This is a genomic window from Bordetella flabilis, from assembly GCF_001676725.1.
Taxonomy (GTDB): domain Bacteria; phylum Pseudomonadota; class Gammaproteobacteria; order Burkholderiales; family Burkholderiaceae_B; genus Bordetella_C; species Bordetella_C flabilis.
In genome coordinates this window covers 3086122-3112740 of sequence record NZ_CP016172.1, presented here as the reverse complement: position 1 = coordinate 3112740, position 26619 = coordinate 3086122, and the positions used below count along the sequence as shown (strand labels likewise).

Genomic DNA, 26619 nt, shown 5'->3' with positions numbered 1-26619 from the left:
AGTAGAATAACTATTGAAAAGTACAGGATATTAGACATGGCATCGATCGCCGAAATCTCCGCCCAGCTGCGTCAGGCTGCTCGCGATGCCGGCACGACCCAGCAGGGCTTGCGCGAGGCAGCCGGCATCTCGCGCCAGACGCTGGTCAACGTGTTCAAAGGCACGGAGGACTTCCGTGTCAGTACGCTGCTGGCGCTCGCGGACCGCCTGGGACTGGAGCTGCTCCTGGTTCCCAAAAACGCCGCCCGCGGCCTGCAGCCGACGGCGGCGGCGCCGGTCGTGGAGACCGTCGTCGACCAGGTCCGCAAACGCTTGCGCGGCGCGGACGGCGGCTCGGACCCGGGGGAGCGGCAATGAACGTCAAGGCCCTCGAGATACGGTTGGGCAGGCGCCGCGTCGGGATCCTGTTCCAGTACGCGCTATCGCACGATCAGGTGATCAACCGCTTCGTGGCCGACCATCGCTACGCACGCGACCCCGGGCAGCCGGTGCTCTCGTATTCCTTTCTCGCGGGGGACCCGCAGGCGCAGGCGGCCTTCTGGGCGGGCGTGGCTGCGCCGCAGCTCAATGGCGCCTTGTCGGACGCAGCCGACCGCGGCTGGCTGCTGCCGGCTTTTTTCCAGAACCTGCTGCCCGAAGGGCCGTTGCGCACGCGCATCGCGGAGTTGCGCGGGTGCAGCCCCAACGATCACTTCGAGCTGCTGGCGGCCACGGGCAAGGATCTTCCTGGCGATATCCATGCGCTGCCTGCCACGCTGTCGCGTGCCGACCTGACGCGATATATCGCGCAGGACAATGACGCGCTGGAGATGTCGGTCGTGGAGGCGCCCTTGGAGGACGCCATCTCGGTTTCGGGTGTCCAGGCCAAGCTGGCAGTGCTCAAGCATGGCGACCGCTTCGTGGCCCGCACCAAGCTGGCCGACCGGCGCAAGGTGCGCCACGTCATCGCCAAGCTGCCGGTGCCGCAGTATCCCCAGCTGCCCGAACTGGAGCATTTGTCGCTGCGCCTGGCCGCCGCTGCCGGCGTGTCGGTCGTCGAATCGGAACTGGCCCCGCTGGGACGGCTGGCCGTGGAGCACGGCTACGATCTCGGGCGGGTCGATCCGGATACGCGCTTCCTGGCGGTGTTCCGCTACGACCGGGACGCCGGCACGCCGACCGGACGCGTACATTGCGAGGACTTCGCGCAAGTGCTGGCGGTACAGCCCGAACACAAGTACGCGGGGGATTATCTGACCGTCGCGGGCGTAATGATGGCCACGCCTTCGTTGGGCGAACCGGCCGTGCATGAACTATTGCGGCGCATCCTGGTCAGCGATCTCATGGGCAATCCCGACATGCACTTGAAGAACATCGGCCTGCGCTATTCCGATGGCCGCACTCCGGACCTGCCGCCAGCCTACGACCTGGTCGGCTATGCTGCCTACGGGATCGTGAAGGCGGGCCGCGCACTGCGATGGCTTCCACGATCGGCCGGCGATACCCCGGCAACGGCGGCAGGCGCCGAGCTGACGCCCGTCGTGGTGCGCGATTTCTGCGCACGGCTGGGCCTGCCGGAAAAGCCGGCATGGGCCGCGTTGCGGCAGTGCGCTGCCAAGGCCTTCCAGCACTGGCCGGCACTGATCGCGCAGTCCGCCATCGGCGAAAAGATGAAGAACAGATTATTGGCACGCCTGGAAAGCTTCCGGCCCCGCGGGCGGCCCGGCTGACCGGCCGCCCGCGGGCAGGCTCAGAAACGGTCCGCCATGCCCATGGCAGGATCGCTTACCGAGTGGTCGCCGGTCTCCACCCGTCCCGCCAGGCGCCGCGTGAAGCGACTGTCCGAATCGGCGGTCACGAGCAGGTCGTACCAGTTGCCGTTGTCGCGCAACTTCCAGGTCATCTGGGCCTTGTGGCCGCCGCGCACGGTGGCCGTCCACGCGCCGTCGCGCTCCGGCTCGAACTGCCCGCCCTTGGGCGAGAGGGCGCCATACGCCTTGTTCCACTTGACCGAGAACCGCACCTCGTCGTCGCCATCGTTGCGCACTTCCAGGCGGACATGGCCACTGTCGCCCTCGTTGACCAGTTCGACCTCGGGCCTCGGTGCGCGACGCTTGCCCGCAGCGCCCAGGTCGCCCGCGTAACGGCGGTGGTAGCCGTTCGGGCCCAGCACCCACAGATCGTACTTGCCGCCATCGTCGGCCACTTCCCAACTGGCTTTCAGCGACTTGCCGGCCTCAACGACATAGCGGTGCGGCACCCGGTCCAGATGCAGCTTGTCGTACACATGGAACACGGCGCCGGCCTTGCCTTCGTTGATGAACTGCAGCTTGACCTTGTCGCGCTCGGCCTCGCAGCGCGTGTGCAAGGCATAGGGCAGGGCGCGCGAAGGGCGCACGCCGGTAGCCTGCGCGGGCAGGCTGGGCGACACGGGTGCGGGGATCTTCGGGCTGTTCTGCTGGGACGCGGCCAGCGTGTCCGCCTCGGTCTTGGTCTTGCTGCCGCTCAGGACCGGCAGGGGCTCGCGGTTGGGATCGGCGAAGTTGAATGCGCTCGTCAGGTCGCCGCAGATCGCGCGGCGGTATTTGCTGATCTGCGGCTCGACGACGCCGAAGCGCTTTTCCAGGAAAAGCAGCGTCGAGGTGTGGTCGCATACCTGCGAGTTGACCCAGCCGCCCCGGCTCCACGGCGACACTACCCACATCGGCACGCGAGGCCCCGGGCCATAGGGGCGGCCGTCCATGGCCGGCTGGTTGGCCGTGGCGGGCGTGTAGTTGTGGTATTCGACCGCGATCTCGGCATCCGACAAGGTATGGCCCCCGGCCAGGCTGCCATCCGGGTTGTGCGAGGGCGCGCTGGGCGGAGGCAGGTGGTCGAAGAAGCCGTCGTTCTCGTCGAAGTTGATCAGCAGGACCGTTTTGCTCCAGACCTCCGGGTTCGAGGTCAGTGCGTCCAGCACTTCCTGCACGTACCAGCCGCCTTGGGTCGGGCTCGACGGGCCGGGATGTTCGCTGTAGACCGAGGGCGGAATGATCCACGACACGGCGGGCAGCGTGCCGGCCTGGATGTCGGCGCGGAACGTCTCCAGGAAGCCATGCGGCATGGTATTGCCGAAGCCCTTGGCAAGCGGGCTCAGCGCGTCGTCGACGGCGGGATCGTAAAACGGACCAGCCAGCGTGGCCGGCTGCGTGATGTCGGTCCTGGGGACGTAGACGGGACGGCGCGACGGCGGCATCTGCTCGATCTGGGCGCGCCAGTGCCGAAAACTCATCATCTCGTTGCAGCCGCAATTGTCGATCAGGCTCTGATAGACCTTCCAGCTCACGCCGGCCTGCTGCAAGCGTTCCGCATACGTGGTCCATGTCCAGCCTTCGGTGGACGGCCCGATATCGTTGCCGGCGTTGTACTGGTTATTGAGCACCGCGACGGATGTTTTTCCGCCGTCGGCCGGGCTGACGCCGCTAGGTCCGTTGGTGCCCGAAAAATAGAACAGCCGGTTGGCGATGGTGCCGGCATGCATGCCACAGTGATAGTGATCGCACAGCGTGAAGGCGTCGGCCAACGCCCGCTGGAACGGCACTTCGGCGGTTTCGTAATAGCCCATCGACAGGGGAGTCTTGGCGTCCGGCCAGCGGCTCATGCGGCCGTGGTCCCAGGCCGCTTGGGAATCGGACCAGGTATGCGGCGTACTGCCGGCACGCAGCGCGTTACCCTGGGTTTCGTCGAGGTGATAGGACGTGCAGATCGTGGCCGGCTCGGTTTTCGTGTAGGTCTGGAAAAAGACGTTCTGGCCATTGGATGCGGGCACGGCGAAGCGGTCCCCGTAGCCGCGCACGCCCTTGAATGTGCCGAAATAGCTGTCGAACGACCGGTTCTCCATCATCAACAGCACGACGTGCTGGACGTCCTTGATGGTGCCCGTGTCGTGATGCGCTGGAATGGCCAGCGCGCGACGGATACTGGGCGGGAAAGTCGCGAGCGCGGCGGCCGACAGGCCTGAGGTCGCGACGTTCTGGAGAAACTTGCGGCGGGAGGTCATCTCGTGTGAGTCCTTGCATGGATCGACCCCCGCGTGAAGCGGCGGCGTACAGAGGCTAGCGAGCGCATATGACGTAACCGTGATGCACCATAATCCGCAACGTAACAGACGTTCCACATATGAGTTCTGATTGCGGCTACCTTCCCGGGCGCCCGGGGCGTCCCGCCGCCTTCGCGCGCCGGCCCCAGCGGGCGCGCAGCAGATCGACGAAGGCCGCCGCCGCCACGGAATCGGCCGCATCCTTGCGGCGTATCACGCAGATCTCCCGGTCGGGGATAGGCAGCGCGACGGGAATCGCCACCAGGCCCTGGACCTGGAACTCAAACAGCGCGAGCGTAGGTACCAGTGTGACGCCGATGCCGCGCGCCACCAGGCCGGCGGCGGTCATCAGGTTGTAGACCTCCATTTCCGTTATCAGTTGCCGCGGATAGAACGCGGCATCCAGATGCTGGCGGATACTGCTGCTGCGCGCGAAGCGAACCATCGGCAGGTTGATGACTTCGTCCGCTGCCAGCTTCTTGCGCCGGGCCAGGGGATGATCGCGCCGGCATACCAGGTGGAAACCGTCGGACGTGAGCGGCGTACTGGTCAGGTCCAGCGCGGGCGCGATGGCCGCTGTCACGGCGAAGTCCACCTGGTCCGCGCGCAGCAGTTCAAGGCACACATCGGCCGTCACGTCTTTCAGGCTGACCTCGATGCCGGGATAGCGGCGGCGAAATTCCAGGATGACCGGCGGCAGTTCGCCGCCGGCCAGCGATGCCAGCGTGGCGATGGCCACGCGCCCCTTGCGCCGGGATACGTGGTCTTCCAATTCCTTGAAGGCCCGGTCGAAGTCGTGCAGCAAGCGGATGGCGTAGGCCTCGAACAGCGTTCCCTCCGGCGTCAAGGCAATGCTGCGGGGCGTTCGCGTGAATAACCGCACGCCGGCATGTTCCTCGAGGCTCTGGATTACCGCACTGAAGGCCGGCTGCGACAAATGGCACGCGGCGGCGGCCCGCGTGAAGCTGCGCGTATGCACGAGGGCCACGAAGGCACGCAAATGGCGGGTCGATAGGTTGGTGCCCAATGTCGCTCCTTGCCGCCGGACATGCTGGGCACGCTGCGCCGGGTGCCGATTCGGCGATTCGTTTTTCCGATCAGTTTATATGAACTATCGATTTGTTATTTGGATGGGCGGCTCCTAGACTTTCCCGCGACGGACGGCTCGGCCATCGCTGGCGCCATAACTACACGCCGCCGTTTCCAACCAGGAGACAAACCATGCATGCTGCAGTGTCCGCGCGCAATACCGCGCCGCCACGCCGGCCCATCAGCCTGCGCCGCGTCATCGTGTCATCGACCATCGGCAGTACCGTGGAATGGTACGACTTCTTCATCTTCGCGACCGCCTCCGTGCTTGCCTTCAACCATGTCTTCTTCCCGAGCGTGTCGCCGCTGGTGGGGACGTTGATCGCGCTTTCCACCTACGCGGTCGGCTTTGTGGCGCGACCGTTGGGCGGGCTGTTCTTCGGGCCGATGGGCGACCGCAAGGGCCGGAAGACGGCGCTGGTCATCACCTTGCTGATATCCGGCATCAGCACCTTCGCGGTCGGCCTCCTTCCCACCTACGAGGTCATTGGCGTCTGGGCGCCACTGGCTTTGCTGCTGGTACGCATCCTGCATGGCTTTTCCATCGGAGGCGAACAAGCCAATGCCATTCTGATTGCCTGCGAGCACGCCCCCGCGCCGAGGCGTGGCTTCTACGCCAGCTTTATCCAGCTTGGCGCGCCGCTTGGCTACCTGCTGCCGCTGGGCCTGTTCGCGCTGCTCACGGCGAACATGTCGAATGAAGCTTTTCTCGCCTGGGGCTGGCGGGTGCCGTTCCTGCTGGCCGGGATCCTTGTCGCGCTGGGGCTGTACATCCGCGTGCACCTGGCCGATGCGCCGGAATTCCTGGAAGCCCGCGCGCGCCAGAAGGAAGTCCGCACACCGCTGCGCGACGTACTGCGCCAGTATCCCCGCGAAACGTGGTACGGCGTCGGCGCGAAGCTCGCGGAGAGCGTGACGTTTTCGGCGTATTCGGTGCTGATCGTGGCGTACGCCGTCAACCAGGGCATTGCCAAGGCCCCTTGACCGAAGCCACGCTGGTCGCGCTCATCGTCGAATCGCTGTTGTTGCCTTGGTATGGCATGGCGTCCGACCGCTATGGGCGCCGTCCCGTTTATCTGCTGGGCGCCACGCTGTGCCTGGTGGGGGCGCCGCTCGTGTTCTATGCGGCGTCCGTCCATGACATCGCATTGTTGTGGGGCGCCATCATCTTCGCGCTGGCCTTCGGCCATGGCCCGATGTACGGAGCGCAAGCCGCTTTCTTTGCCGAGCTTTTTCCCGTGGAGCGCAGGGCGACGGGTTTGTCCTTCGTCCAGCAGATCGGTTCGGTGCTGGGCGCGGCCCTGGCCTTGCTGTCCAGCTGGCTGCTGAACATCGGCAACGGCGCGCCCTGGTATCTGGTGGCCTACCTCCTGTTGAATGTGCTGATCACCATCGTCAGTGTCATAAAGCTGCGCGAGACCGCGCCCCGCTTCGCGCCTGCGACCGCCACCCCACCGGATGTGCCGACCCGCCCGTATACCGCGGCCGGCTGAGCCGCGTTTCCCCGGCCGTGCGCCAACCCCGCCTTCGAACTCTCCTGAAGATCTTCCATGTCCCGTATCGAATCCGTTTCCGCTTGCCTGGCCCGCGTGCCGCTCGACAGCCCGGTCACTTTCTCCACCCGCACGGTGGCCGCCCGGGAATATTGCCTGGTGCGCGTACGCGCCGCGGATGGCGTGGAAGGCATAGGGTATTGCTACGCGGTGAACACTTCCGGCAAGCTGCTGTGCTCCGCGGTGACCGACCTGCTGGCGCCCATCATCCTGGGCGATGAATCCTTGCGTGTCGAAGGACTGTGGCAGTCGATGTACCAGGAGGCGCTGCTGCAGGGCCGCGCGGGCGTGGTCATGCGTGCGCTGTCGGCCCTGGATATCGCCTTGTGGGACCTGAATGCGCGCAGCGCCGGACTGCCGCTGTTCCGCTATCTGGGCGCCGCCGCGCACGATCGCGTGCCGGCCTATGCCAGCGGGGGCTATTACTGGCCTGGCAAGGACCTCGATGCCCTGGCCGGGGAGATGCTCGGACATGTCAGTAGCGGATTCGACGCCGTCAAGATGAAAACCGGCCGGCTCTCGCCTCGCGAAGAGGAGAAGCGCCTGGCGGCCGTGCGCGAGGCCATAGGCCCGGACGTGCGCCTGATGCTGGACGCCAACAACGCCTGGCCGGATCTGCCCACGGCCCTGGAATACATGCGTCGCTTCGAGCGCTACGACCCATATTGGATCGAAGAGCCATTTTCGCCGGACGACATCGACAACCATGCCCGCCTGGCGCGCGCCACGCGCGTCACCGTGGCCACCGGCGAAATCGAGGCCGGCCGCTGGCGTTTCAAGGACTTGCTGGAACGAGGCGCGACCACCTTGCTGCAGACCGACGCCACGGTGTGCGGCGGCCTGACGGAATGGCGCCGCATTGCGGCGACGGCTGCCAGTTTCGGCGTGTCGGTGGCCCCCCATGCCTGGCACGATGTCCATGTGCACGCCGTCGCATCGGCGCCCAATGCCACCTATGCCGAATTCATGCCCGACGCGCATATCGTCAATTTCCGCAAGCTGATCGACCGTCAGTTGGTAGCCGAGCAAGGCCAACTGCTCTTGCCGACGGACCCCGGACTCGGCTTCGACTTCGACGCGGGCGCGATCGACCGCTATGGCGTGCCCGCCGCCGGGGGCGGCCAGGTATGGCAGATATGCCAGTGAGCCGGCCATGATGAACCTGGGCAGCCTGGAGGCGCGGGAGATGGCAGTGTGGCAGCGCATGCCCGATGAATTCCGGCGGCCCCGCGTCACGCCGTGGTCGATGGCGCAGGCGCAGGGCAGGGCGGTGGACGGATTCCTCGAAGGGCCTTGCTTCGATGCCCACGGCAACCTGTATGTCGTCGATATCCCGCATGGCCGTATCTTCTGCATTGCGCCCACTGGCCGGTGGTCCGTAGTCGCGGAATACGATGGGGAGCCCAACGGCCTGGCCCTGCACCCGGCGGGCCGGCATCTTTATGTGGCCGACTACCGCAACGGCATCCTGCGCGTCGAAATCGCGACGGGCGCCGTCGAGCCCGTGCTGGCGCGCCGCAACGGCGAGCGTTTCAAGGGGCCCAATGATCTCGTCTTCGCCGGCAACGGCGACCTGTACTTCACCGACCAGGGGCAGACCGGTCTGCACGACCCGACGGGGCGCGTATACAGGCTGTCCCCATGCGGACGCCTGGACGTGCTGGTCGACAACGGCCCCAGTCCCAACGGGCTGGTCCTGGCGCCGGATGAATCGGCCCTGTTCGTCGCCATGACGCGGGACAACGCGGTCTGGCGGGTGCCGCTGTTCGCGGACGGTGGCACGGCCAAGGTCGGCCGCTTCTGCGGCTTCTTTGGCGTCGGCGGTCCGGACGGGCTCGCCATGGACACCACGGGCACGCTGTTCGTGGCGCACGTATCGCTGGGGGCCGTGTTCGTCGTGACGCCGGAGGGCGAAACAGTGCGGCGTTATCGCTCGCCGCTGGGCAAGGCGACCACCAATATCGCCTTCGCGCCCGGCGGCTGCCAGGCGTTCGTTACCGAATCAGCCACCGGCACGATCCTGACCTTCGAATGGGAAGGCGCGGCGCGCACGGGGTTGCCCGGGGCAGCGGCGGCCCACGACGCCCCCGAACAGGAGCCATGATGAAAAGAATCCTCATTACAGGCGCCGCGGGCCACATCGGCCGCGCATTGCGCGCAGGCATGCGGGGCCATTACATGCTGAGGCTTGCCGACATCGCGGAGCAGGCGCCGGCTGGCTCGGGCGAGGAAATCGTGCAGGCGGATATCCGTGACCCGGCCGCGATGGTGGAGGCCATGCGGGACGTGGACTGCGTGGTGCATCTTGCCGGCATACCCGACGAGGACGCCTGGCCCCGCATACGCGAGATGAACATTGACGGCTGCTACAACGTGTTCGAGGCCGCCTATCGCATGGGGGTGAAGCGGGTGGTATTCGCGAGTTCGAACCACGCGGTGGGTTTTCACCGCCGTGACCAGGTGCTGGACGGCCTGTCGTTGCCGCGGCCGGACAGCCGCTATGGGGTCTCCAAGGCGTTTGGCGAAGCGCTGGGTCGGCTGTATGCGGACAAGCACGGGGTGAGCGTCGCCTGCCTGCGTATCGGGTCGTTCCGGCCCGACGACACGCCGACAGCCCCGCGGCATCTGGCGACGTGGATCAGCCACCGCGACATGGTGCAACTGACACGCCGCTGCATCGATCATCCGAACTATCACTACGTCGTGGTATATGGCGTTTCCGGCAATGATGCCGGCAGGTGGGACAACGGCCATGCGGCCTTCCTTGGATACCAGCCACAGGACAACGCGAACGCATGGTCGGCCCAAATCCGGAGCAAGGCGTCCGACGAAGACGCGCGGGAGGCCTTGTTCCATGGCGGTTTCGGCTGCATGGTCGAATTCGACGGCGACCTGCGGCGGATAGCGTGATGGCGGGGCGGCGCCTGATCGTGCAGGGGCGCCATTCCGGCCGCACAAGGCAGCCTTCGCGGCAAATCTTCCCGCTTTAATTGATCGAGGGATAATATATGCAGTCGACGCGGCTGCCACCATACCGATGACGGTGAACGCGCCGACATTCCAACGATAAAGAGACAGAGCATGTTGATCCGCATCAAAGCCGCGCTGGTCCTCGCCGCAATGGCGACCGGCCTGGCCTTCAACGCCGCCGCGCAGGATTACCCCTCGCGCCCCATAAGGGTCATCGTGCCATTTCCGCCGGGCGGCAGCACGGACATCCTGGCACGCACCGTGTTCCAGCAGTTGGGCAAGGAATGGCGCCAGTCCATCATCATCGACAACCGGCCTGGGGCCAGCGGGATGATCGGGACCGAGATGGCGGCCCGTGCCGCGCCGGACGGATATACCCTGCTGATGGGCTCGGGCGGCCCGCTGACGATCAGCCCGTCGCTGTACGACAAGCTGGCTTACGACCCGGTGAAGGATTTCGTTCCGGTCACGGTCATCGCGACCGTGCCCAATATCATCGTCGCCAACACGGCGCTGCCGGCGCATTCCGTGAAGGAACTGATTGCGCTGGCGAAGTCCGAGCCCGGCAAACTGGCTTTCGCGTCCACAGGGAATGCGTCGCCCGGGCAACTGGCCGGCGAAATGTTCAAGGCCATGACCGGCACCGACATGCTGCACGTTCCCTACAAGGGGAGCGCGCCTTCGGTCAGCGCCGTCCTGGGCGGCGAAGTCGCCCTGAACTTCACCACCACGCCGCCGGTGGTGCAACTGGTCAAGAGCGGGAAACTGCGCGCGCTCGCCGTGACGTCGTCCGTTCGCGTGCCGGACTTGCCCGATGTACCGACCGCGGCCGAGTCGGGGCTGCCGGGCTACGAGGCGATCTCTTGGTTCGGCGTCGTCGCGCCGCGCGGCACGCCGGAAGCGATCGTGCAGAAGTTGCATGCGGACCTGGTGCGCACCATCAATTCTCCCGGCGTGCGCAAGCAGATTCAGGAGACCGGCTCCATCCCGCTGGCCAACACGCCCGAGCAGATGGAAAAGATGATCCTCGACGACACGGCCAAATGGGCCAAGGTCGTAAAGGAATCCCACATCCGACCGAACTGAAACGCCATGGAACACGGCGCGTCCGCCTGCCAGCCGGCCTACAGCAGTCCCCGGCACATCCTTCCAGCTGGCGCCTGCGACAGTCATCTGCACGTGCTGGGGCCGCGGCTGCGCTTTCCGTACGCCGCGGCGGGGCGCTACGTTCCCGCGGCCGACGTGCCGATCGAGGCCTGCCTGGACATGCACGATGAAGTGGGCATCGCGCGCGCCGTCCTGGTGCAGAGCAGCAGCTATGGCACGGACAACCGGGCCATGCTCGACGCCTTGCGCCGCTATCCGGGCCGGCTGCGCGGCGTGGCCGTCGTGGCGCCCGACATATCGCCAAAGTGCTTGCGCGATATGCATGAACTGGGCGTGCGCGGCCTGCGCTTCAAGCAGTTCCCCGCCGAGCAAGGGCATCGCGCGGTGGCGGACCTGCAGGCGCTGGCCCGCTTGGCCGGCCCGATGCGCGAACTGGGCTGGCATGCGCAATTGTGGATAGATCCCGAGGTCTTGCTCCTGTCGGAACCCATGCTGCGCGGGCTGGACCTGCCGCTGGTGTTCGACCACCTGGGCCAGCCCCGCATCGGGGATGGCGTGCAAGCGCCGGCGTTCCAGACCCTGCTGGGTCTGCTGGGCGATGGCATTGCCTGGATCAAATTATCCGCGGTATATCGCTTTGCCGGGATCGAAGCCGATCGTGGCAACCGCTGTTTTCCGTTCCACGACGCGTTGTTGCGTGCCAATCCGGGACATGCGGTGTGGGGCTCGGATTGGCCGCACGTACAAATGGCCGGCCCGCCGCCTGACGTAGGCCGGCTGCTGGACTTGCTGGCCGGTTGGACCGACGCCGATACTTGGCGCGGCATTCTCGTCGACAACCCCGCGACGCTATATGGATTCGAGGATTGATGCCATGGCGCAAGACAGCAGCCTTGCCGAGAAACTTGCCCGGTATTGCAGCGAACTGCGCTATCAGGACTTGTCCGCGCGCAGCGTGGCCGCCATCCGGCGGCTGGTCCTCGACAGCCTGGGGTGCGCCGTGGGCGCCCTGCACGCCGAACCCCTGCGCATCCTGGCCGGTGAAGCGCGCTTGCCGGCGGGACCCGGCGATACCGCGTCGCTCATCGGCGGGGGAGGAGTAGCACTGGAAAGCGCTGTGCTGGTCAATGGCGCCTTGACACGCTACCTGGATTTCAATGATGTGTACTGGGCGCGGGACGTGTGCCACCCCAGCGAAAACATTCCCTTGGCGCTGGCATGCGTCGAAGCGTGCGGTGGCGACGGCCGGCGCCTGATCGAGGCCATCGCCGTCGGCTACGAGGCGCAGATCCGCCTGGCCGACAGTTTTTCGTTCGAGGCCATGGGCATGCATCACGTGAGCGCCGCCGGCTTCGTGGCGCCGCTGGTCATCGGCAAGGCGCGCGCCATGGCGGCCGGACCGCTGGCGCACGCCGTCGCGCTCGGGGCGTACCGGCATTTGACCTTGTCCGTCCTGGCCGACGGCCGCCTGAGCATGGCGAAGACCCTGGGCTATTGCCTGCCATCCATGGAGGCGCTGTTGACCACGCGATTGGCGGCGAGCGGTTTCACGGGACCGCTGGACATCTTCGAGGGCCTGTGGGCCAGCGCACGCCTGGAAGGCGCAGGCCAGGGCATCGAGGGCTTCGACCTTGCGTCCGGGGCCAGCCGCAGCGAACGCGTCAGCCTGAAACGCTATCCGGTGCAATACACCTTGCAATCGCCCGTGGAGGCGGCGATCGCGTTGCGCGACCGCCTGGGCGGCGCGGTGCGGGAGATACAGGAACTGGTCGTCGGCGTGCACGGCAAGACCGCGCGGCGCACCGCCGACCCCGCCAAGTACCGCCCCGCCAACCGGGAAACCGCGGACCACAGCCTGCCATGCTGCGTCGCCATGGCCTTGCTGGACGGACGGTTGGAACATGGGCAATTCGACAACGGACGGTGGGCGGACCCCGACGTCGCAGCCCTGATGTCGCGCATTCGTGTGGAGCCCAGCGCCGAACTGGAACGGCGCTGGCCGCGCGGACGGCCGGCGGTGTTGCACGCCGCGCTGGTGGGCGGAGCCCGGCATACCGTCACGGTGGAGATACCGCAGGGCGACGTCGATCGCCCCATGGACGACGGCCAGGTACAACAGAAATTCCACGCGCTGGCCGCGCCAGTGCTGGGCGTCGCGCGTGCCGAGGAAGTCGTGCAGGCCGTCATGCAACTGGAGCACTTGTCCTCGGTGGCCAGCCTTATGTCGCTATTGCGTGCCTGACAGGGCATCGGGGGCGCGGCAACGTCCCACGCATGAATGCGCCGGCGGCCAGCGCCAAGGCCGCACCCGAAGGGTGGTCCGCCTCGCGTTGCGCCGTGGCGCGCGGCGCATTCGGACGCCGGGGCGCTCGCACGCCACGTGCGGGCCTGCGGCAGGCGTGTTGCCATGCAGGCGTGTTGCTATCATCGCGGCACATTCACCGGAGCCCGCCATGGACCGCCGCCGCCTCGAATGCTTTCTGGCCCTGGCCGAGGAACTGCATTTCCACCGCGCCGCGGTGCGATGCCACATGACCCAACCCGCCCTCAGCCAGCAGTTGCGGGCGCTGGAGGATCAATTGCAGGTGCAGTTGGTGTACCGCAACAAGCGACATGTTTCGCTGACCCGCACGGGACAGGTATTCCTCGACGAAGTGCGCAAAATCCTGCGTGGCATGGACCGCGCGGTCGCGATGGCGCGTCGCACGGAAAAGGGGGAAATCGGGCAACTGACCATAGGGGTGACGGCGCCCGCGCTGTATATCGTGTTTCCCGAAATCGTGCGCGAGTTCAACAAACGGCTGCCCGACGTCGGCATCGTCGTCCACGATATGACGACCGCCGAGCAGGAGCAGGCGCTGCGCAATCGGACCATCCAGTTGGGCATCGTCCATCCGCCCCTGGAAGACGCATCGCTGTCCTGCCAGACCATCGCCACCACGGCGTTCCACATCGTGCTGTCGGACCGCAATCCCCTGGCGCAGCGCAAGCGCCTCGCCGTGCGGGACCTCGCCAACGAGCAGTTCATCATTTTTCCCCGGAATATCGGCCCGCAGCTGTACGACCACATCATCAGCCTGTGCCAGGGCGAAGGGTTCAGCCCCAAGGTAATCCTGGAAACGACGCCGGCGCAATCCATCATCGCGATGGCGGCGGCGGATTTCGGGATCGGCTTCATCGCTTCCGAATACCAATTGCTGCCTCGCCCGGGAGTGGTTTTCCGCAGGTTGTCGGGCGTCATGCCGTACCTGTCGCTGGGGATCGCCTACGACGCCGGCGACGTTTCACCGGCCATGAAGGTCTTCCTGGAAACCGCCCAGCGCGTGGGCGCCAAAGTGCGCTAGCGACCGGGAGCCCTGCGCGCGACGGGCGGCATCGGCGCCACTGATAAGCAAAACTACTCAAAAGAGTCAAAAAAAGAATTGGAAGTTTTCTACCTGCGCTCCTATCTTGTCCGGCAAGAAAACGATAAACGCAGGAGACAACGCCATGCCCAGCGTGCAGAGTGCGGCCCCCGAGTCCGGGTCGCGAATAAAGATCGTCAGTGTGCGCACCATCGTCGTGAACGCCGAAATGCGCAACTGGATATTCGTCAAGGTGCAAACGGACCAGGACGGCCTGTACGGGTGGGGCGAAGCCAGCCTGAACTGGAAGACACGCGCCGTGACCGGCGCGGTCGAAGACCTGGAACAATTGCTGGTCGGCCGCGATCCGCGCGACATCGAACAATGCGTGCGTGCCATGCACAAACACAGCTATTACAAGCTGGGAATCATCGGTGTCACTGCGATCAGCGGTATCGAACACGCGCTGTGGGATATCCATGCCAAAAGCCTGAACGTGCCGGTCTGGCGCCTGCTGGGCGGCAAGGTGCGCGAGAAGGTGAGGCTGTACACCCACCTGGGACTGGGCGACATGAAGGCGGTGTATGAAACCTTCGACCATGGCAAGCTGCGCGATAGCGCGCTTCAAGTGGTGGAGAAGGGCTACGACGCCCTGAAAGTGGTGTTCATACCGTATGGCAACCACGTCGCCTCGGTCGGTGCGCGCAAGCATGTCGGCAGGCTGATGGAAACGGTGCGCAGCGCCGTGGGCGATGGGGTCGACATCATGGTCGACTTCCATGGGCGTCCTGGCTCCATCGCGGCCGCGCTCGGCTTCATCCAGGAGCTTGCTCCTTACCGTCCGATGTTCTGCGAAGAGCCCGTGCAGCCCGGCGATACGGCCGCGCTGCGCGAAGTCGCGCTGCGCTCGCCATGTCCCATCGCGTCAGGCGAACGGCTGGTCGGACTGCATGAGTTCATGCCCGTGCTGACCGGCAAGGCGCTCCACGTCGCCCAACCGGACCTGAACCACACCGGCGGGCTGCTGGAAGGCAAACGTATCGCCGCCGTCGCCGAAGCCGAGCTGATCGGTATCGCGCCGCACAATCCCAACGGTCCGATTGCCGGCGTGGCGGCGCTGCACTACGACGTATCCACGCCGAACTTCGTGATACAGGAAGAAATGAGCGGCGCCGTGCCCTGGTATGACGACGTAGTGCAGACGCCGCTCAAGCGGATCGGCACTTATTGGGAAGTGCCGCATGCGCCCGGGCTGGGCGTGGAGATCAACGAAAAGGAAGCGGCCCGGCATCCCTTCAAGCAGGAAGTCATGCATGCCACCGGTGCCGTGCTGGATGACGGCACCATCGTCGACTGGTAGGGGATCACCATGAAATTCGCAACGCCAGGCGGCGTCTACAACGCCGTGCCTTCCCGTGTCGTGTTCGCCGAGGGCAGCGTGAACGGCATCGCGGACGAGGTGGCGCGGCTGGGCGGCCGCCGCGCGCTGGTGGTCACCACGCCGGGCCGCAGCGCACTGGGCGACCGCGTGGCCGCGCTATTGGGCGACCGCTGCGCGGGTCTATGGCCGGAGGCCGTTTCCCAGGTGCCCATTGAACTGGCGCGTCGTGGGCGCGCCGCGGCACGCGCGACGGACGCCGATTGCATCATCAGCGCGGGCGGCGGCGCGGCCATCGGCCTGGGCAAGGGCATCTCGCTCGAACTGGGCCTGCCCATCATCGCCATCCCGACGACGTACTCGGGTTCGGAAGTCACCGGTTTCTGCGGCATCACCATCGATGGCGTGAAGCGCATGCATACGAGCCTGAACATGCTGGCTGCCACGGTGCTCTACGACCCACAGCTTACCCTGGGGCTGCCCGTGGATGTGAGCGCGGCCAGCGCCCTCAATGCCCTGGCGCACTGCGTGGATGCCATCTACGTGCCGACGGTGGATCCCGTGACGGTGCTGGCCGCCATCGAAGGCGCCCGCGTGATCGCGCAAGCGGCTCCGCGCGTGGTGACGCAGCCCCACGATATCCATGCGCGGGCGGAACTTCTGTATGGCGCCTACCTGGGCGGCGTGGCGCTGACGGGAGGTTTCGCGCTGCAGCATGGCCTTGCGCATGTGCTGGGCGGCAGCTTCAACATTCCGCATGGCCTGTCCCATACGCTGGTACTGCCCTATGTGGCGCACTACAACAGCGCCTATGCTCCGCAGCCCCTGCGGCGGCTGGCCGACGCCATGGGCGCGGCTAGCCTGGGCGCCGGCATCTACGATCTTGCGCGCGCCCTCCATGTCCGCATGGGGCTGACGGACACCGGCCTGGATCGCTCGGCGCTGGATGCCGCAGCAAGGATTACGGTGGAGACGGACGAGGGTTACAACCCCGGCCCGGTCACCATGGAAGCGGTGCGCGGCATCCTGGATGCCGCGTGGGAGGGCCAGCGTCCCGGCTGACCGGCCGCCGGCGAGCCTGGGCCCCGCGAGTCGGGAGCAACAAAATAGAACTGAAACGGCCGCTGTACAGGAGACAATCAATGCAGATATCCCGCAGACAGTTGATGAAGGCCGCCGGGGCGGTGGCACTGGGCGCCGCCTTTCCCGGCGCGCGCGCCGCCACCGCCGAGTTTTCCTGGAAGTTCGGGCACGGCTTTCCGCCCAGCCACCCCATTCACAAGCGTGCCGTGGAGGCGGCCGCCTGGATCAGGCAGCAGAGCAAGGGCCAGGTGGACATCGGCGTGTTCCCGAACAGCCAACTGGGCGGCGATAACGATCTCCTTTCACAGGTCTATTCCGGCGGCATCGAGATGTTCACCACCGGCGGCATCATTATGTCGACGCTGGTGCCGCATGCCGCGATCAGCGGACTCGGTTTCATTTTCCAGGATTACGCCACCGTCTGGTCCGCCATGGACGGCAAGCTGGGCGCCTTCGTGCGCGCGGCATTCGCCAAGAAAGGCCTGCATGCCGTGGACCGGATATGGGACAACGGTTTTCGTGAAATCACCACCAGCAGCCGGCCCATCTCCGTTCCTGCCGACCTGGCGAACCTGAAGATACGCGTCCCCGTCAGCCCGCTGTACATCTCATTGTTCAAGGCCTTGGGCGCCGCACCCACCAGCATCAACCTGGCGGAGGTCTACACGGCCTTGCAGACCGGCGTCGTACAAGGCCAGGAGAATCCGCTGGTGGTGACCGATACGGCCAAGTTCTACGAGGTGCAGAAGTTCTGCTCGCTGACCAACCATATCTGGGACGGCTCATGGATCGTCGTCAACGGCGGCGCCTGGGATAGCCTGCCCCCGGACCTCCAAGCCGTCGTCAGCCGCGGCTTCAACGACCTGGCCACGCAACAGCGCGCCGATATCGCGCAACTGAACGACTCGCTCAGCGCGAGCCTGGCGCAACGCGGGCTGCAAGTGAACCAGGCCGAGCCGGCGCCGTTTCGCGACGTGTTGCGCAAGGCCGGCTTCTACACCGACTGGAAGGCGAAGTTCGGCGCGCAGGCCTGGGAAACCCTGGAAGCCGCTGTCGGGAAGCTCTCATGAGTACCGCATCCCTGTACACGGATACCAAGGCGCGCGGCGACCCGCGGCGGGACCGCCATGGCGCGCGAGTCGATGCCGGATGGCGCTGGCTGGTGGAGTATCCGGCGGCCGTCCTTGTGGTCGCCGAAGTCGTCATCCTGTTCACCGGCATCGTGGCACGCTATGCCTTGCACATGCCGATTACCTGGACCGACGAGGCCGCGTCCATCCTGTTCCTGTGGCTGTCCGCGCTGGGCTCGGCGGTGGCGATCCAGCGCGGCGAGCACATGCGCATGACGGCCCTGGTGGCCAAGTGCGGTCCCCAGGCGCGAGCCTACCTGGACGCCGTGGCGGCCGGTGCGGCGCTGCTGTTCCTGGCGCTCGTACTGGCCCCGGCGATCCACTTCGCCAACAAGCAGGGCGCCTTTACCAGTCCGGCACTGGAGATCTCCGGCAGCTGGCGCGCCGCCGCGCTGTCGGTCGGGGTGGCGCTGATGCTCGCCGCCAACGCCTTGCGCCTGGCGCGGGTGGCCGACCGCCGGGTGGCTGGCGCCGCGTTGGCGACCATCGCCTTGATCGCGCTGGCGTTCTGGGGCGCGCAGCCGCTTTTCAGCGGCCTGGGCAAGCTCAATCTGCTGATCTTCTTCCTGGGCGTGGTGGTGCTGACCGTATTCGCCGGTGTTCCCATTGCGTTCGGCTTCGGCCTGGCGACCTTCGGCTACCTGGCCCTGACCACGCGCATTCCGCTGGAAACCATGGTGGGACGCATGGACGAGGGCATGTCGCACCTGATCCTGCTTGCGGTGCCGCTGTTCATATTCCTGGGCCTGCTGATCGAGATGACGGGCATGGCGCAGCGCATGGTGGCTTTCCTGGCCAACCTGATCGGCCATCGGCGCGGTGGCCTGGCCTATGTGTTGATCGGCGCGATGTACCTGGTCTCCGGCATATCGGGCGCCAAGGCCGCCGATATGGCCGCCGTGGCTCCCGCGTTGTTCCCGGAGATGAAGAAGCGCGGCGCCAAGGAGGGCGACCTGGTCGCGCTGCTGGCCGCCACCGCGGCGCAGACCGAGACCATACCCCCCAGCATAGTGCTGATCACCATTGGCTCTGTCACGGGTGTTTCCATTGCTGCCTTGTTCACCGGCGGCCTGCTGCCGGGCGCCTTGCTGGCGGTGGCCCTTTGCGTGGTGGTATGGCGACGCTACAGCAAGGAAGACCTGGCGGGCGCCGCCTGGCCGGGACGGCACGCCGTAGGGCGCTCGCTGCGGGCGGCGCTGCCGGCACTGGTGCTTCCCTTCCTGATCCGCTTCGCCGTCGTGGATGGCGTGGCGACGGCCACCGAGGTGTCCACCATCGGTATCGTCTATGCCCTGCTCATCGCCTTGCTGGTGCAACGTGGCTGCGATTGGGCGCGACTGGTTCCCATCTTGATCGAGACGGCGGCGCTTTCCGGGGCCATTCTCCTGATCATCGGCACCGCCACCGCGATGGCCTGGTGCCTGACGCGTTCCGGTTTTTCCAGCGACCTGGCCGCGCTCATGGCCGGCCTGCCCGGGGGCAAGTTCGGGTTCCTGGCGGTGTCCATCGTCTTGTTCATCGTGCTGGGCAGCGTGCTGGAAGGCGTGCCGGCCATTGTGCTGTTCGGACCCTTGCTGTTCCCCATCGCGCAGCAGGTCGGGGTGAACGAGGTGCACTATGCGATGGTTGTCATCCTTTCCATGGGCATAGGCCTTTTTGCGCCGCCGTTCGGCGTGGGGTACTACGTGGCATCGGCCATAGGCAAGGCATCTCCGGACGCGGGCATGCGACCCATTGCCGGCTACATGCTGGCCTTGTTCGTCGGCGTGCTGGTCATCGCGGCCGTGCCGTGGATTTCCACTGGTTTCCTGCCATGACCTCCGCGCATCGGCGGACGGCGCGGCCGGCATGCCGCATCCCGATTGGAGTCTTTCCGTGAACGTCTTTCTGGTGGGCGAAGCCGCCACGCATCGGGAAAAACTGGCCGCGCGACTGTCCTGCGACGCGCACATCATCCCTTTGCCGCGCGAGGCCGCATTTTCCTCCGAGCACGATCACCGCATCGCCGCCGGGGATGTGGTGGTATCCCTGCGCTTCGCTCGCCAGGGCAACCCCCCGCCGTTCCGCCTGCTCCATGTGCCCGGCGCCGGGCTGGACGGCATCGACATGGCCAGCGTGCCGGCCGCCGCCACCATCTGCAATGTATTCGAGCACGAGATCCCGATCGCCGAATATGCCTGCCTGGCGATGCTGGAATGGCAGATCCGGCTGCGGGATCTCAGGGCGCGTTTCAGCGCGGACGCCTGGTCGGACCTGTACCGCGAGCGGCCGCCCCATGCCGAGCTGTACGGAAAGACGCTGCTGCTGGTGGGCCTGGGCCGGATCGGCGGCGCCATCGCCACGCGGGCGCGCGCCTTCGGCATGTCCGTGCTGGGCGTGGACGGGCACGCCCATCCGCCGCCAGGGCTGGTCGATCGGCTTTACACGCCGGGGGATTGGGAACAGGCGCTGGAGCCGGCCCACTTTGTCGTGATCAGTTGCCCGTTGACGGCGGATACGCGCGGCATGTTCAACACCCGGACACTGGCGCGCATGCGGCGCGACGCGGTGTTGATCAACGTATCGCGCGCGGAAATCGCGCGGGAGGAAGACCTGTACGCCGCCTTGCGCGATGGCGTGATCGGCGGCGCCGCGCTGGACGTGTGGTATCGCTACCCCATGGGTGGCGAGGACCACGTAGCGCCGTCATCACGGCCGTTCCTGGATCTGCCCAATGTGGTCGCCACGCCGCACGTTTCGGCCTGGACCACCGATTTGCCCTGGCGCCGATATGGCTTCATCGCGGCGAATATCGACCGCCTGGCGCGGGGAGAAGCATTGGCCAACGTGGTGCGGCAGGGGGCCTGATCGCGGTCGCCGCCCGGGCGCAGGCCGCTCCGCCTGCGCGGCATTACTTTCGAACCGCCGTCCCGCGCGGGCCTTCCGGGACCTCCTCGGCATGGCCGCCGGCATCCACCGGCGCGATCCGGCATGGCAATTGCTAAATGTGGAGGATTACTGACCGCGCGCGGGCGGCTGCAGCCGCCCCTTCCACAGGAGCTGCCATGGCCACGTCTACACGAACGATCTGGAAGGGTGCCATCTCGTTTGGCCTGGTCAACATCCCGGTCGGCCTGCATACCGCCGCGACCGCATCCGGCGTGGATTTCGACTGGCTGGACAAGCGCACCATGGACCCCGTCGGCTACAAGCGCATCAACAAGCGGACCGGCAAGGAAATCGACAAGGACAACATCGTCAAGGGCATCGAGTACGAGGACGGCAAGTACGTCATCGTCTCGCCGGAAGAAATCAACGAAGCCTATCCCCGCACGACGCAGACTATCGAGATCCAGCGCTTCGTGCCGGCGTCCCAGGTGTCGTTCGTCTACCTGGAGCGGCCTTATTACATCGAACCGATCAACAAGGGCCACAAGGTTTATGCGCTATTGCGCGACACCCTGGCCAAGACCGGAAAGATCGGCATCGCCAAGGTTGTCATCCAGACCAAGCAGCACCTGGCCGCGCTGGTGCCGGCCGGCGACGCGCTGGTGTTGAACCTGATGCGCTGGGGCGACGAGGTGAAAGCCATGGACGACCTGGACCTGCCGTCGGTGGGCGCCAAGTCGATGAGCGCGAATCCGCGCGAACAGAAGATGGCCAAGATGCTGGTCGACGATATGTCCGGTGACTGGAATCCCGATGAGTTCAAGGACGAATTCAGGCAGGTCGTGATGGATCTGGTGCAGAAGAAGGTCGAGGCCGGCAAGACCGAAACAGTGCTGGAGCCGCAGGAGGAAGCGCCCAACCTGGGAGATAACGTTATTGACCTGACCGAGCTGCTGCAGCGCAGCCTGAAGGGCAAGCACGCCAAACCCGAGGCCGCGAAAACGGCGAAGAAGCCGGCGTCCAAAAAGGCCGCCGCCAAGACCGGTAAAAGCGCCAAGTCGGCCAGGTCCGGGGCCCGCCCGCGCAAGGCCGCTTGAATGGGCGATACCCTGGGGAAGTACCGCGAAAAACGGAACTTCGACATTACTTCGGAGCCGGCGGGCGGCGGCAAGGCCAATGCCGCCGCCCGCGCCTTCGTCATCCAGAAGCATTGGGCGACGCGGCTGCACTACGACCTGCGGCTGGAGCTGGACGGAGCCATGAAAAGCTGGGCCGTACCCAAGGGGCCTTGCTACGACCCGAGCGTCAAGCGCATGGCGGTGCAGGTCGAAGACCATCCCATCGCCTACAACCAGTTCGAAGGCGAAATTCCGGCGGGCCAGTATGGCGCGGGCAAGGTCATCATCTGGGACGAGGGCACCTGGACGCCCGTGGGCGACCCGCGCAAGGGCTATCGTGAAGGCCATCTGAAGTTCGACGTCGAGGGCATGAAGATGCGCGGCCGCTGGGCGCTGGTGCGGCTCAAGGGCAGGGAGTCGGAACGCCAGCCCCCGTGGCTGCTCATCAAGGACAGGGACGAGTTCGCGCGTCCGGAGCGCGAGTTCAGCGTGGTCGACGAAATGCCTGACAGCGTCGTGCCGCTGCGCGCGCAGCGCAAGAAGGCGGCGGCAAAGTCCGCGAAATCCACCAAGTCCGCGAAATCCTCCAAGTCCGCCGTCAGGTCCGTGCCGTCTGCCGCCAAGGATGGGCCCGCCGCCGAGGAGTCCATGGCGGCAGCCGGCGCAGGCGCCTTGCCGGGCACGGCCGCCGAGCTGCCGGCGACGCTGAAGCCGCAACTGGCCACCCTGGTGGACGGCATTCCGCCGCGGCCCGAGGAATGGCTGTTCGAGGTCAAGTTCGACGGCTATCGCCTCCTGGCCCGCCTGGAGGGCGGGGTGGCCCGGCTGCACACGCGCAACGGACACGACTGGACCGCCAAAATGCCGCATCTGCGCGACGCGCTGGAGCGGCTCGACGTCCAGGACGCGTGGATCGATGGCGAAATCACGGTGCTCGCGGATAACGGCGCGCCCAGCTTCCAGGCCCTGCAAAACGCCTTCGACAACGAGCGTACGGGCGACATCGTTTTCTATGCGTTCGACCTGCCCTACGTGGCCGGGCGTGACCTGCGGCAGGAACCCGTGACCGTGCGGCGCGCGCTGCTGGAACAGCTTCTGGCCCTGGCGCCCGATCCCCGCGTGCGCTTCAGCGAGGCGTTCGACGCGCCGCCGGCCGGGCTGGTGGCGTCGGCTTGCAAGATGGGACTGGAAGGCATCATCGCCAAGCGCAGGACATCGCCCTATGTGTCGCGCCGCGCCGATACCTGGCTGAAGATCAAGTGCGCGCAAAGGCAGGAGTTCGTCATCGCCGGTTATACCGATCCCAAGGGCAGCCGTTCCGGGCTGGGGGCGCTGCTGGTCGCGGTCCATGACGAAGCGGGCAATCTGCAGTATGCCGGGAAGGTGGGCACCGGTTTCGACAGCCGCCTGTTGGACGACCTGGCGCGACGGCTCAAGCCCCTGGAAGTGGACGAGCGTCCCGTGGCGTACAAGGCCGGCATCCCGCGCAACGTGCATTGGGTCAAGCCCACGCTGCTGGCCGAGATATCCTTCGGCGAGTGGACCGGATCCGGCCATATCCGCCATGCGGTTTTCCGCGGCCTGCGCGCGGATAAGCCGGCGCGCGCCATCACGCGCGAAGCCGCCGTCCCTGCCGAGGCCATCGAGACGGAGGACGACGACGGAACGCCGGACCAGGATGGCCGGCGTGAAGCCGCCGTCGCGAAGAACGGCAAGCGTGCCGGGAACGCGCAACGCGCGAAGGAGCGCGCAGGCCGCCAACCAGCGGCGGAAACCGATGTGGAAGCGCATGCCGGGGCCTCGGCCGCAAAGCGTATCGAAGCCTCGAAATCGACCAAAGCCACCAAAGCCACCAAAGCCACCAAAGCCACCAAAGCCACCAAGGCGACGAAGGCGACCAAGACCACCAGCACCGCCGACACCGGGGGAGGGTCGACTTCGCGGGGATCGGCTCCCAAAGGCAAGCTTGGCCGCCTGACCAATCCTGAGCGGATCATCGATCCTTCCACCGGCTTGACCAAGCTGGACCTGGCGCGCTATTACGGCCTGGTGGCGCCGCTGTTGCTGGAGCACCTGAAGGGGCGACCCGTATCCCTGGTGCGCGCGCCGGGCGGCATACAGGAACCGTTGTTCTTCCAGAAGCACCTGGAATCCGCCATGCCGGGAGTCAAATCGCTCCCGCAGCGGCTGGATCCGGATCATCCTTCCCTGCTCGAGGTGCCATCGGACGACGCGATCATCTCGGCCGCGCAGATGAACGTCGTCGAGTTCCATACCTGGAACGCCGTGAAAACCGCCATCGATCAGCCGGACCGCATGCTGTTCGACCTGGATCCCGGCGAAGGGGTGCAGTGGGCCTCGCTGGTGCAGGGCGCCGAACTCGTGCGTGTCCTGCTGGACCAGATCGGCCTGGAATGCTGGCTGAAGACCAGCGGCGGCAAGGGACTGCACGTGGTGGTGCCGCTACGCAAACAATATGGATGGGACACCATCAAGGCGTTCTCGGAGGCCATCGTCCGTCATCTGGCCCGCACCTTGCCTCAGCTGTTCGTGGCCAAGAGCGGTCCGAAGAACCGCGTGGGCCGGATTTTCGCGGACTACCTGCGCAATGGTTTCGGCGCCACCACGGTCGCCGCGTGGTCGGCGCGTGCCCGACCCGGCCTGGGCATCTCCGTGCCAGTGGGGTGGGACGAACTGCATACCATCAAGAGCGGCGCCCACTGGACCATCGTATCCGCGCACAACCGCCTGGACGTGGGCAACAGCCCCTGGGATGACTATCGGCCCCAGGCCGTGAAGCGCGCAATGGCGGCAATAGGCTTCGAGCCCGACGAACCCTAGCAAGCCCCGGGCGCGAGCCGGCGGCTGGTCGCCGGTCAGCAGTATGGCCGCGGGTCAGTACCGTTCCGGCACGATCATTTCGGGCGGTACCGGATGGCGGGCATAGTCCGCATGCCGTTCACGCGGCGGCAACACGATATTCGGACGTTCCGTGTCGCGATATGGCATTTGCGCCAGCAGGTGGCTGATGCAGTTCAGCCGTGCCCGCTTCTTGTCCACCGCCTGCACCACCCACCAGGGCGCCTCGGGGATATGCGTGCGCTCCAGCATGATTTCCTTGGCTCGCGTGTAGTCTTCCCAGCGCCGCCGCGATTCCAGGTCCATGGGGCTGAGCTTCCACTGCTTGAGCGGATCATGTATGCGACCGAGGAAGCGCGCGTGCTGCTCTTCGTCCGTGATGGAAAACCAGTACTTGATAAGCTGGATGCCCGAACGAACCAGCATTTTCTCGAACTCCGGCGCGGAGCGGAAAAACTCTTCGTATTGTTCGTCGTCGCAGAAGTTCATGACGCGCTCGACCCCCGCGCGGTTGTACCAGCTGCGGTCGAACAGCACCATTTCGCCGGCCGCGGGCAGGTGCGATACATAGCGCTGGAAGTACCACTGCGTCCGTTCGCGGTCGTTCGGAGCGGGCAGGGCGGCGACCCGGCAGACGCGCGGATTCAGGCGCTGGGTAATGCGCTTGATCACGCCGCCCTTGCCGGCGGCGTCGCGCCCCTCGAAGATAATGACGACCTTGTGGCCGGTGGCGACCACCCAGTTCTGCAACTTGACCAGTTCGCCCTGCAGCCGGAACAGTTCGCGAAAATAGTTGCGCCGCCATTCCTTCTCGGCCTGGGTACGGGGATGCTGCGTATCGTCCTGCAGGCCATCGAAGTCCTGGTCATCGAGTTCGAGCTCCAGTTCTTCGTCGTAGTGATCCACCAGGTCGCGGTGTATGCGCCGCGCCAGTTCGTCGTCCATTCCGTTCACATCCAGCTCCCTGTCGATACACGGGCATAGTATGACGGTTGTTTGACAGCCGCGTGACGGTGGCGGCGATACCGGGCGGCGACCCGGGGTCATTCCGGCGTGACGCCCGCCTTGGTGATCACGCCGCGCCATTTGCGTGCTTCCGACTGGATGAAGGCGGTCAGCTCCTGGGGTGACGATCCGATGGGTTCGATACCGTCCAGCTCGAATTCCTTGCGCACCTCCGGCAGCTTCAGGGCCGCCACGACGGCGGCATTCAACCTGTCGACGATGGCCTTGGGCGTACCCCTGGGCGCCATCAGCGCGTACCAAACATAGGATTCATAGCCCTTCAGCCCCGCTTCCGAGAGGGTAGGCACGTCGGGCAGCGCGGCCGAGCGCTCCAGCGTGGTGACCCCCAATGGCACCAGCTTGCCGGACTGGAAAAAACCCTTGCCGCTGCCGATACCTGCAAAGACCGCCTGCAGGCGCCCGGCCAGCAAATCGGTGTAGCCGGCCCCCGCGCCGGTGTAGGGCACATGGATCATGTCCAGCCCCGCCATGGACTTGAGCAACTCCATGGACAGATGCAGGCCACTGCCCAAACCCGTGGAGCCGTAGGAATAGCGACCGGGCGCCTCGCGGACCTTGGCGATGAACTGCTGCAGCGTCCTTGGACCGAACGCGGGATTGACGGCCAGCACATAGGGCGCCTTGCCGATCAGGGCGATCGGCTCGAAATCCTTCAGCGGGTCGTATGGCAGGTGCGCGAACAGGCTCTGGTTGATCGCGAGTTGGGCGGTCAGCGGCAGCACCAGGGTATAGCCATCCGGCCGTGAATGGGCGACGTAGGACATGGCGATATTGCCGCTGGCGCCGCCTTTGTTCTCCACCACGACCGAGGCGTCTAGCAGCTTGCCCAGCGCCACGGCCAAGGGCCGGCCCACCGTATCGGCGCCGCCCCCCGGCGAATAGGGCAGCTCGATCCGTATGGGGTGGTCGGGATACTTCGCCATGCTGGGCTGGGCCAGTGACAGGCCGGCGGCCAGCGTGCAGGCCAGCGCCGTCCAACGCTTGCGGAAGGGGTATGCCATTGTGTGTCTCCGGTGTCGTTCTGGGAGCCAGGGTTC

General features: G+C 66.1%; 22 protein-coding genes. 18 read left to right on the top strand and 4 right to left on the bottom strand.

Annotation, left to right across the window (positions count from 1 at the left end; all coding sequences use genetic code 11):
• The first annotated feature begins 36 nt into the window (after window positions 1-36).
• Window positions 37-357: a helix-turn-helix transcriptional regulator gene (locus BAU07_RS13565; RefSeq protein WP_066658586.1), complete on the top strand. Its 321-nt coding sequence runs from the start codon at window positions 37-39 to the stop codon at window positions 355-357.
• On the top strand, window positions 354-1709 hold the full coding sequence (locus tag BAU07_RS13560) for a type II toxin-antitoxin system HipA family toxin (protein WP_066658584.1): 1356 nt from the start codon (window positions 354-356) through the stop codon (window positions 1707-1709). The genes BAU07_RS13565 and BAU07_RS13560 overlap by 4 nt, the downstream gene beginning before the upstream one ends.
• Before the next feature lie 20 nt (window positions 1710-1729).
• Here BAU07_RS13560 and BAU07_RS13555 read toward each other — a convergent pair whose 3' ends face one another.
• Together BAU07_RS13555 and BAU07_RS13550 are read right to left on the bottom strand one after the other, a co-directional pair.
• A complete protein-coding gene (locus BAU07_RS13555) occupies window positions 1730-4018 on the bottom strand; it encodes a phosphocholine-specific phospholipase C (protein WP_066658582.1) in 2289 nt (762 codons plus the stop codon).
• A 136-nt stretch (window positions 4019-4154) separates the two neighbouring features.
• A complete protein-coding gene (locus BAU07_RS13550) occupies window positions 4155-5084 on the bottom strand; it encodes a LysR family transcriptional regulator (protein WP_066658579.1) in 930 nt (309 codons plus the stop codon).
• 194 nt (window positions 5085-5278) lie between these two features.
• Between BAU07_RS13550 and BAU07_RS13545 the strand changes: the two genes are divergently transcribed.
• From BAU07_RS13545 to ligD, 16 genes are all read left to right on the top strand, one after another.
• Window positions 5279-6130 carry an MFS transporter gene (locus tag BAU07_RS13545; RefSeq protein WP_066658576.1) on the top strand — a complete coding sequence of 284 codons (852 nt, stop codon included), beginning with the start codon at window positions 5279-5281 and terminating at the stop codon, window positions 6128-6130.
• On the top strand, window positions 6127-6639 hold the full coding sequence (locus tag BAU07_RS13540) for an MFS transporter (RefSeq protein WP_066658573.1): 513 nt from the start codon (window positions 6127-6129) through the stop codon (window positions 6637-6639). The genes BAU07_RS13545 and BAU07_RS13540 overlap by 4 nt, the downstream gene beginning before the upstream one ends.
• 57 nt (window positions 6640-6696) lie before the next feature.
• Window positions 6697-7845, top strand: coding sequence for a mandelate racemase/muconate lactonizing enzyme family protein (locus BAU07_RS13535; RefSeq protein ID WP_066658571.1), 1149 nt, complete (start codon window positions 6697-6699; stop codon window positions 7843-7845).
• Between the two features lie 7 nt (window positions 7846-7852).
• Window positions 7853-8803: an SMP-30/gluconolactonase/LRE family protein gene (locus BAU07_RS13530; protein WP_066658569.1), complete on the top strand. Its 951-nt coding sequence runs from the start codon at window positions 7853-7855 to the stop codon at window positions 8801-8803.
• Window positions 8803-9609, top strand: coding sequence for an NAD-dependent epimerase/dehydratase family protein (locus BAU07_RS13525; RefSeq protein WP_066658568.1), 807 nt, complete (start codon window positions 8803-8805; stop codon window positions 9607-9609). Before BAU07_RS13530 ends, BAU07_RS13525 begins: the two co-directional genes overlap by 1 nt.
• A 171-nt stretch (window positions 9610-9780) precedes the next feature.
• Window positions 9781-10755 (top strand): Bug family tripartite tricarboxylate transporter substrate binding protein, encoded by a 975-nt coding sequence (locus BAU07_RS13520; protein ID WP_066658566.1) that lies wholly within the window; start codon window positions 9781-9783, stop codon window positions 10753-10755.
• A 6-nt stretch (window positions 10756-10761) separates the two neighbouring features.
• A complete protein-coding gene (locus BAU07_RS13515) occupies window positions 10762-11646 on the top strand; it encodes an amidohydrolase family protein (RefSeq protein WP_066658563.1) in 885 nt (294 codons plus the stop codon).
• Between the two features lie 4 nt (window positions 11647-11650).
• Window positions 11651-13018, top strand: a complete 1368-nt coding sequence (locus tag BAU07_RS13510; RefSeq protein ID WP_066658559.1) for an MmgE/PrpD family protein — start codon at window positions 11651-11653, stop codon at window positions 13016-13018.
• 211 nt (window positions 13019-13229) lie between these two features.
• A complete protein-coding gene (locus BAU07_RS13505) occupies window positions 13230-14120 on the top strand; it encodes a LysR family transcriptional regulator (protein ID WP_066658545.1) in 891 nt (296 codons plus the stop codon).
• A 145-nt stretch (window positions 14121-14265) separates the two neighbouring features.
• On the top strand, window positions 14266-15480 hold the full coding sequence (locus tag BAU07_RS13500) for an enolase C-terminal domain-like protein (RefSeq protein ID WP_198168795.1): 1215 nt from the start codon (window positions 14266-14268) through the stop codon (window positions 15478-15480).
• 9 nt (window positions 15481-15489) lie between these two features.
• Window positions 15490-16560 (top strand): maleylacetate reductase, encoded by a 1071-nt coding sequence (locus BAU07_RS13495; RefSeq protein WP_066658543.1) that lies wholly within the window; start codon window positions 15490-15492, stop codon window positions 16558-16560.
• Between the two features lie 80 nt (window positions 16561-16640).
• Complete coding sequence (locus BAU07_RS13490) at window positions 16641-17651, top strand: TRAP transporter substrate-binding protein (RefSeq protein ID WP_066658540.1); 1011 nt, start codon at window positions 16641-16643, stop codon at window positions 17649-17651.
• A complete protein-coding gene (locus BAU07_RS13485) occupies window positions 17648-19528 on the top strand; it encodes a TRAP transporter large permease (protein WP_066658534.1) in 1881 nt (626 codons plus the stop codon). Before BAU07_RS13490 ends, BAU07_RS13485 begins: the two co-directional genes overlap by 4 nt.
• A 58-nt stretch (window positions 19529-19586) precedes the next feature.
• Window positions 19587-20558 (top strand): 2-hydroxyacid dehydrogenase, encoded by a 972-nt coding sequence (locus BAU07_RS13480; RefSeq protein WP_066658531.1) that lies wholly within the window; start codon window positions 19587-19589, stop codon window positions 20556-20558.
• Between the two features lie 197 nt (window positions 20559-20755).
• A complete protein-coding gene (gene ku, locus BAU07_RS13475) occupies window positions 20756-21676 on the top strand; it encodes a non-homologous end joining protein Ku (RefSeq protein WP_066658528.1) in 921 nt (306 codons plus the stop codon).
• Window positions 21677-24538 (top strand): non-homologous end-joining DNA ligase, encoded by a 2862-nt coding sequence (gene ligD / locus BAU07_RS26805; protein WP_084025719.1) that lies wholly within the window; start codon window positions 21677-21679, stop codon window positions 24536-24538. It abuts the gene before it with no gap.
• A gap of 54 nt (window positions 24539-24592) precedes the next feature.
• On the opposite strand, the gene ppk2 is transcribed toward ligD, so the two are convergent.
• Together ppk2 and BAU07_RS13460 are read right to left on the bottom strand one after the other, a co-directional pair.
• Window positions 24593-25501, bottom strand: coding sequence for a polyphosphate kinase 2 (gene ppk2, locus BAU07_RS13465; protein WP_066658525.1), 909 nt, complete (start codon window positions 25499-25501; stop codon window positions 24593-24595).
• A 98-nt stretch (window positions 25502-25599) separates the two neighbouring features.
• Window positions 25600-26583: a Bug family tripartite tricarboxylate transporter substrate binding protein gene (locus BAU07_RS13460; RefSeq protein ID WP_066658522.1), complete on the bottom strand. Its 984-nt coding sequence runs from the start codon at window positions 26581-26583 to the stop codon at window positions 25600-25602.
• Between the last annotated feature and the right edge of the window lie 36 nt (window positions 26584-26619).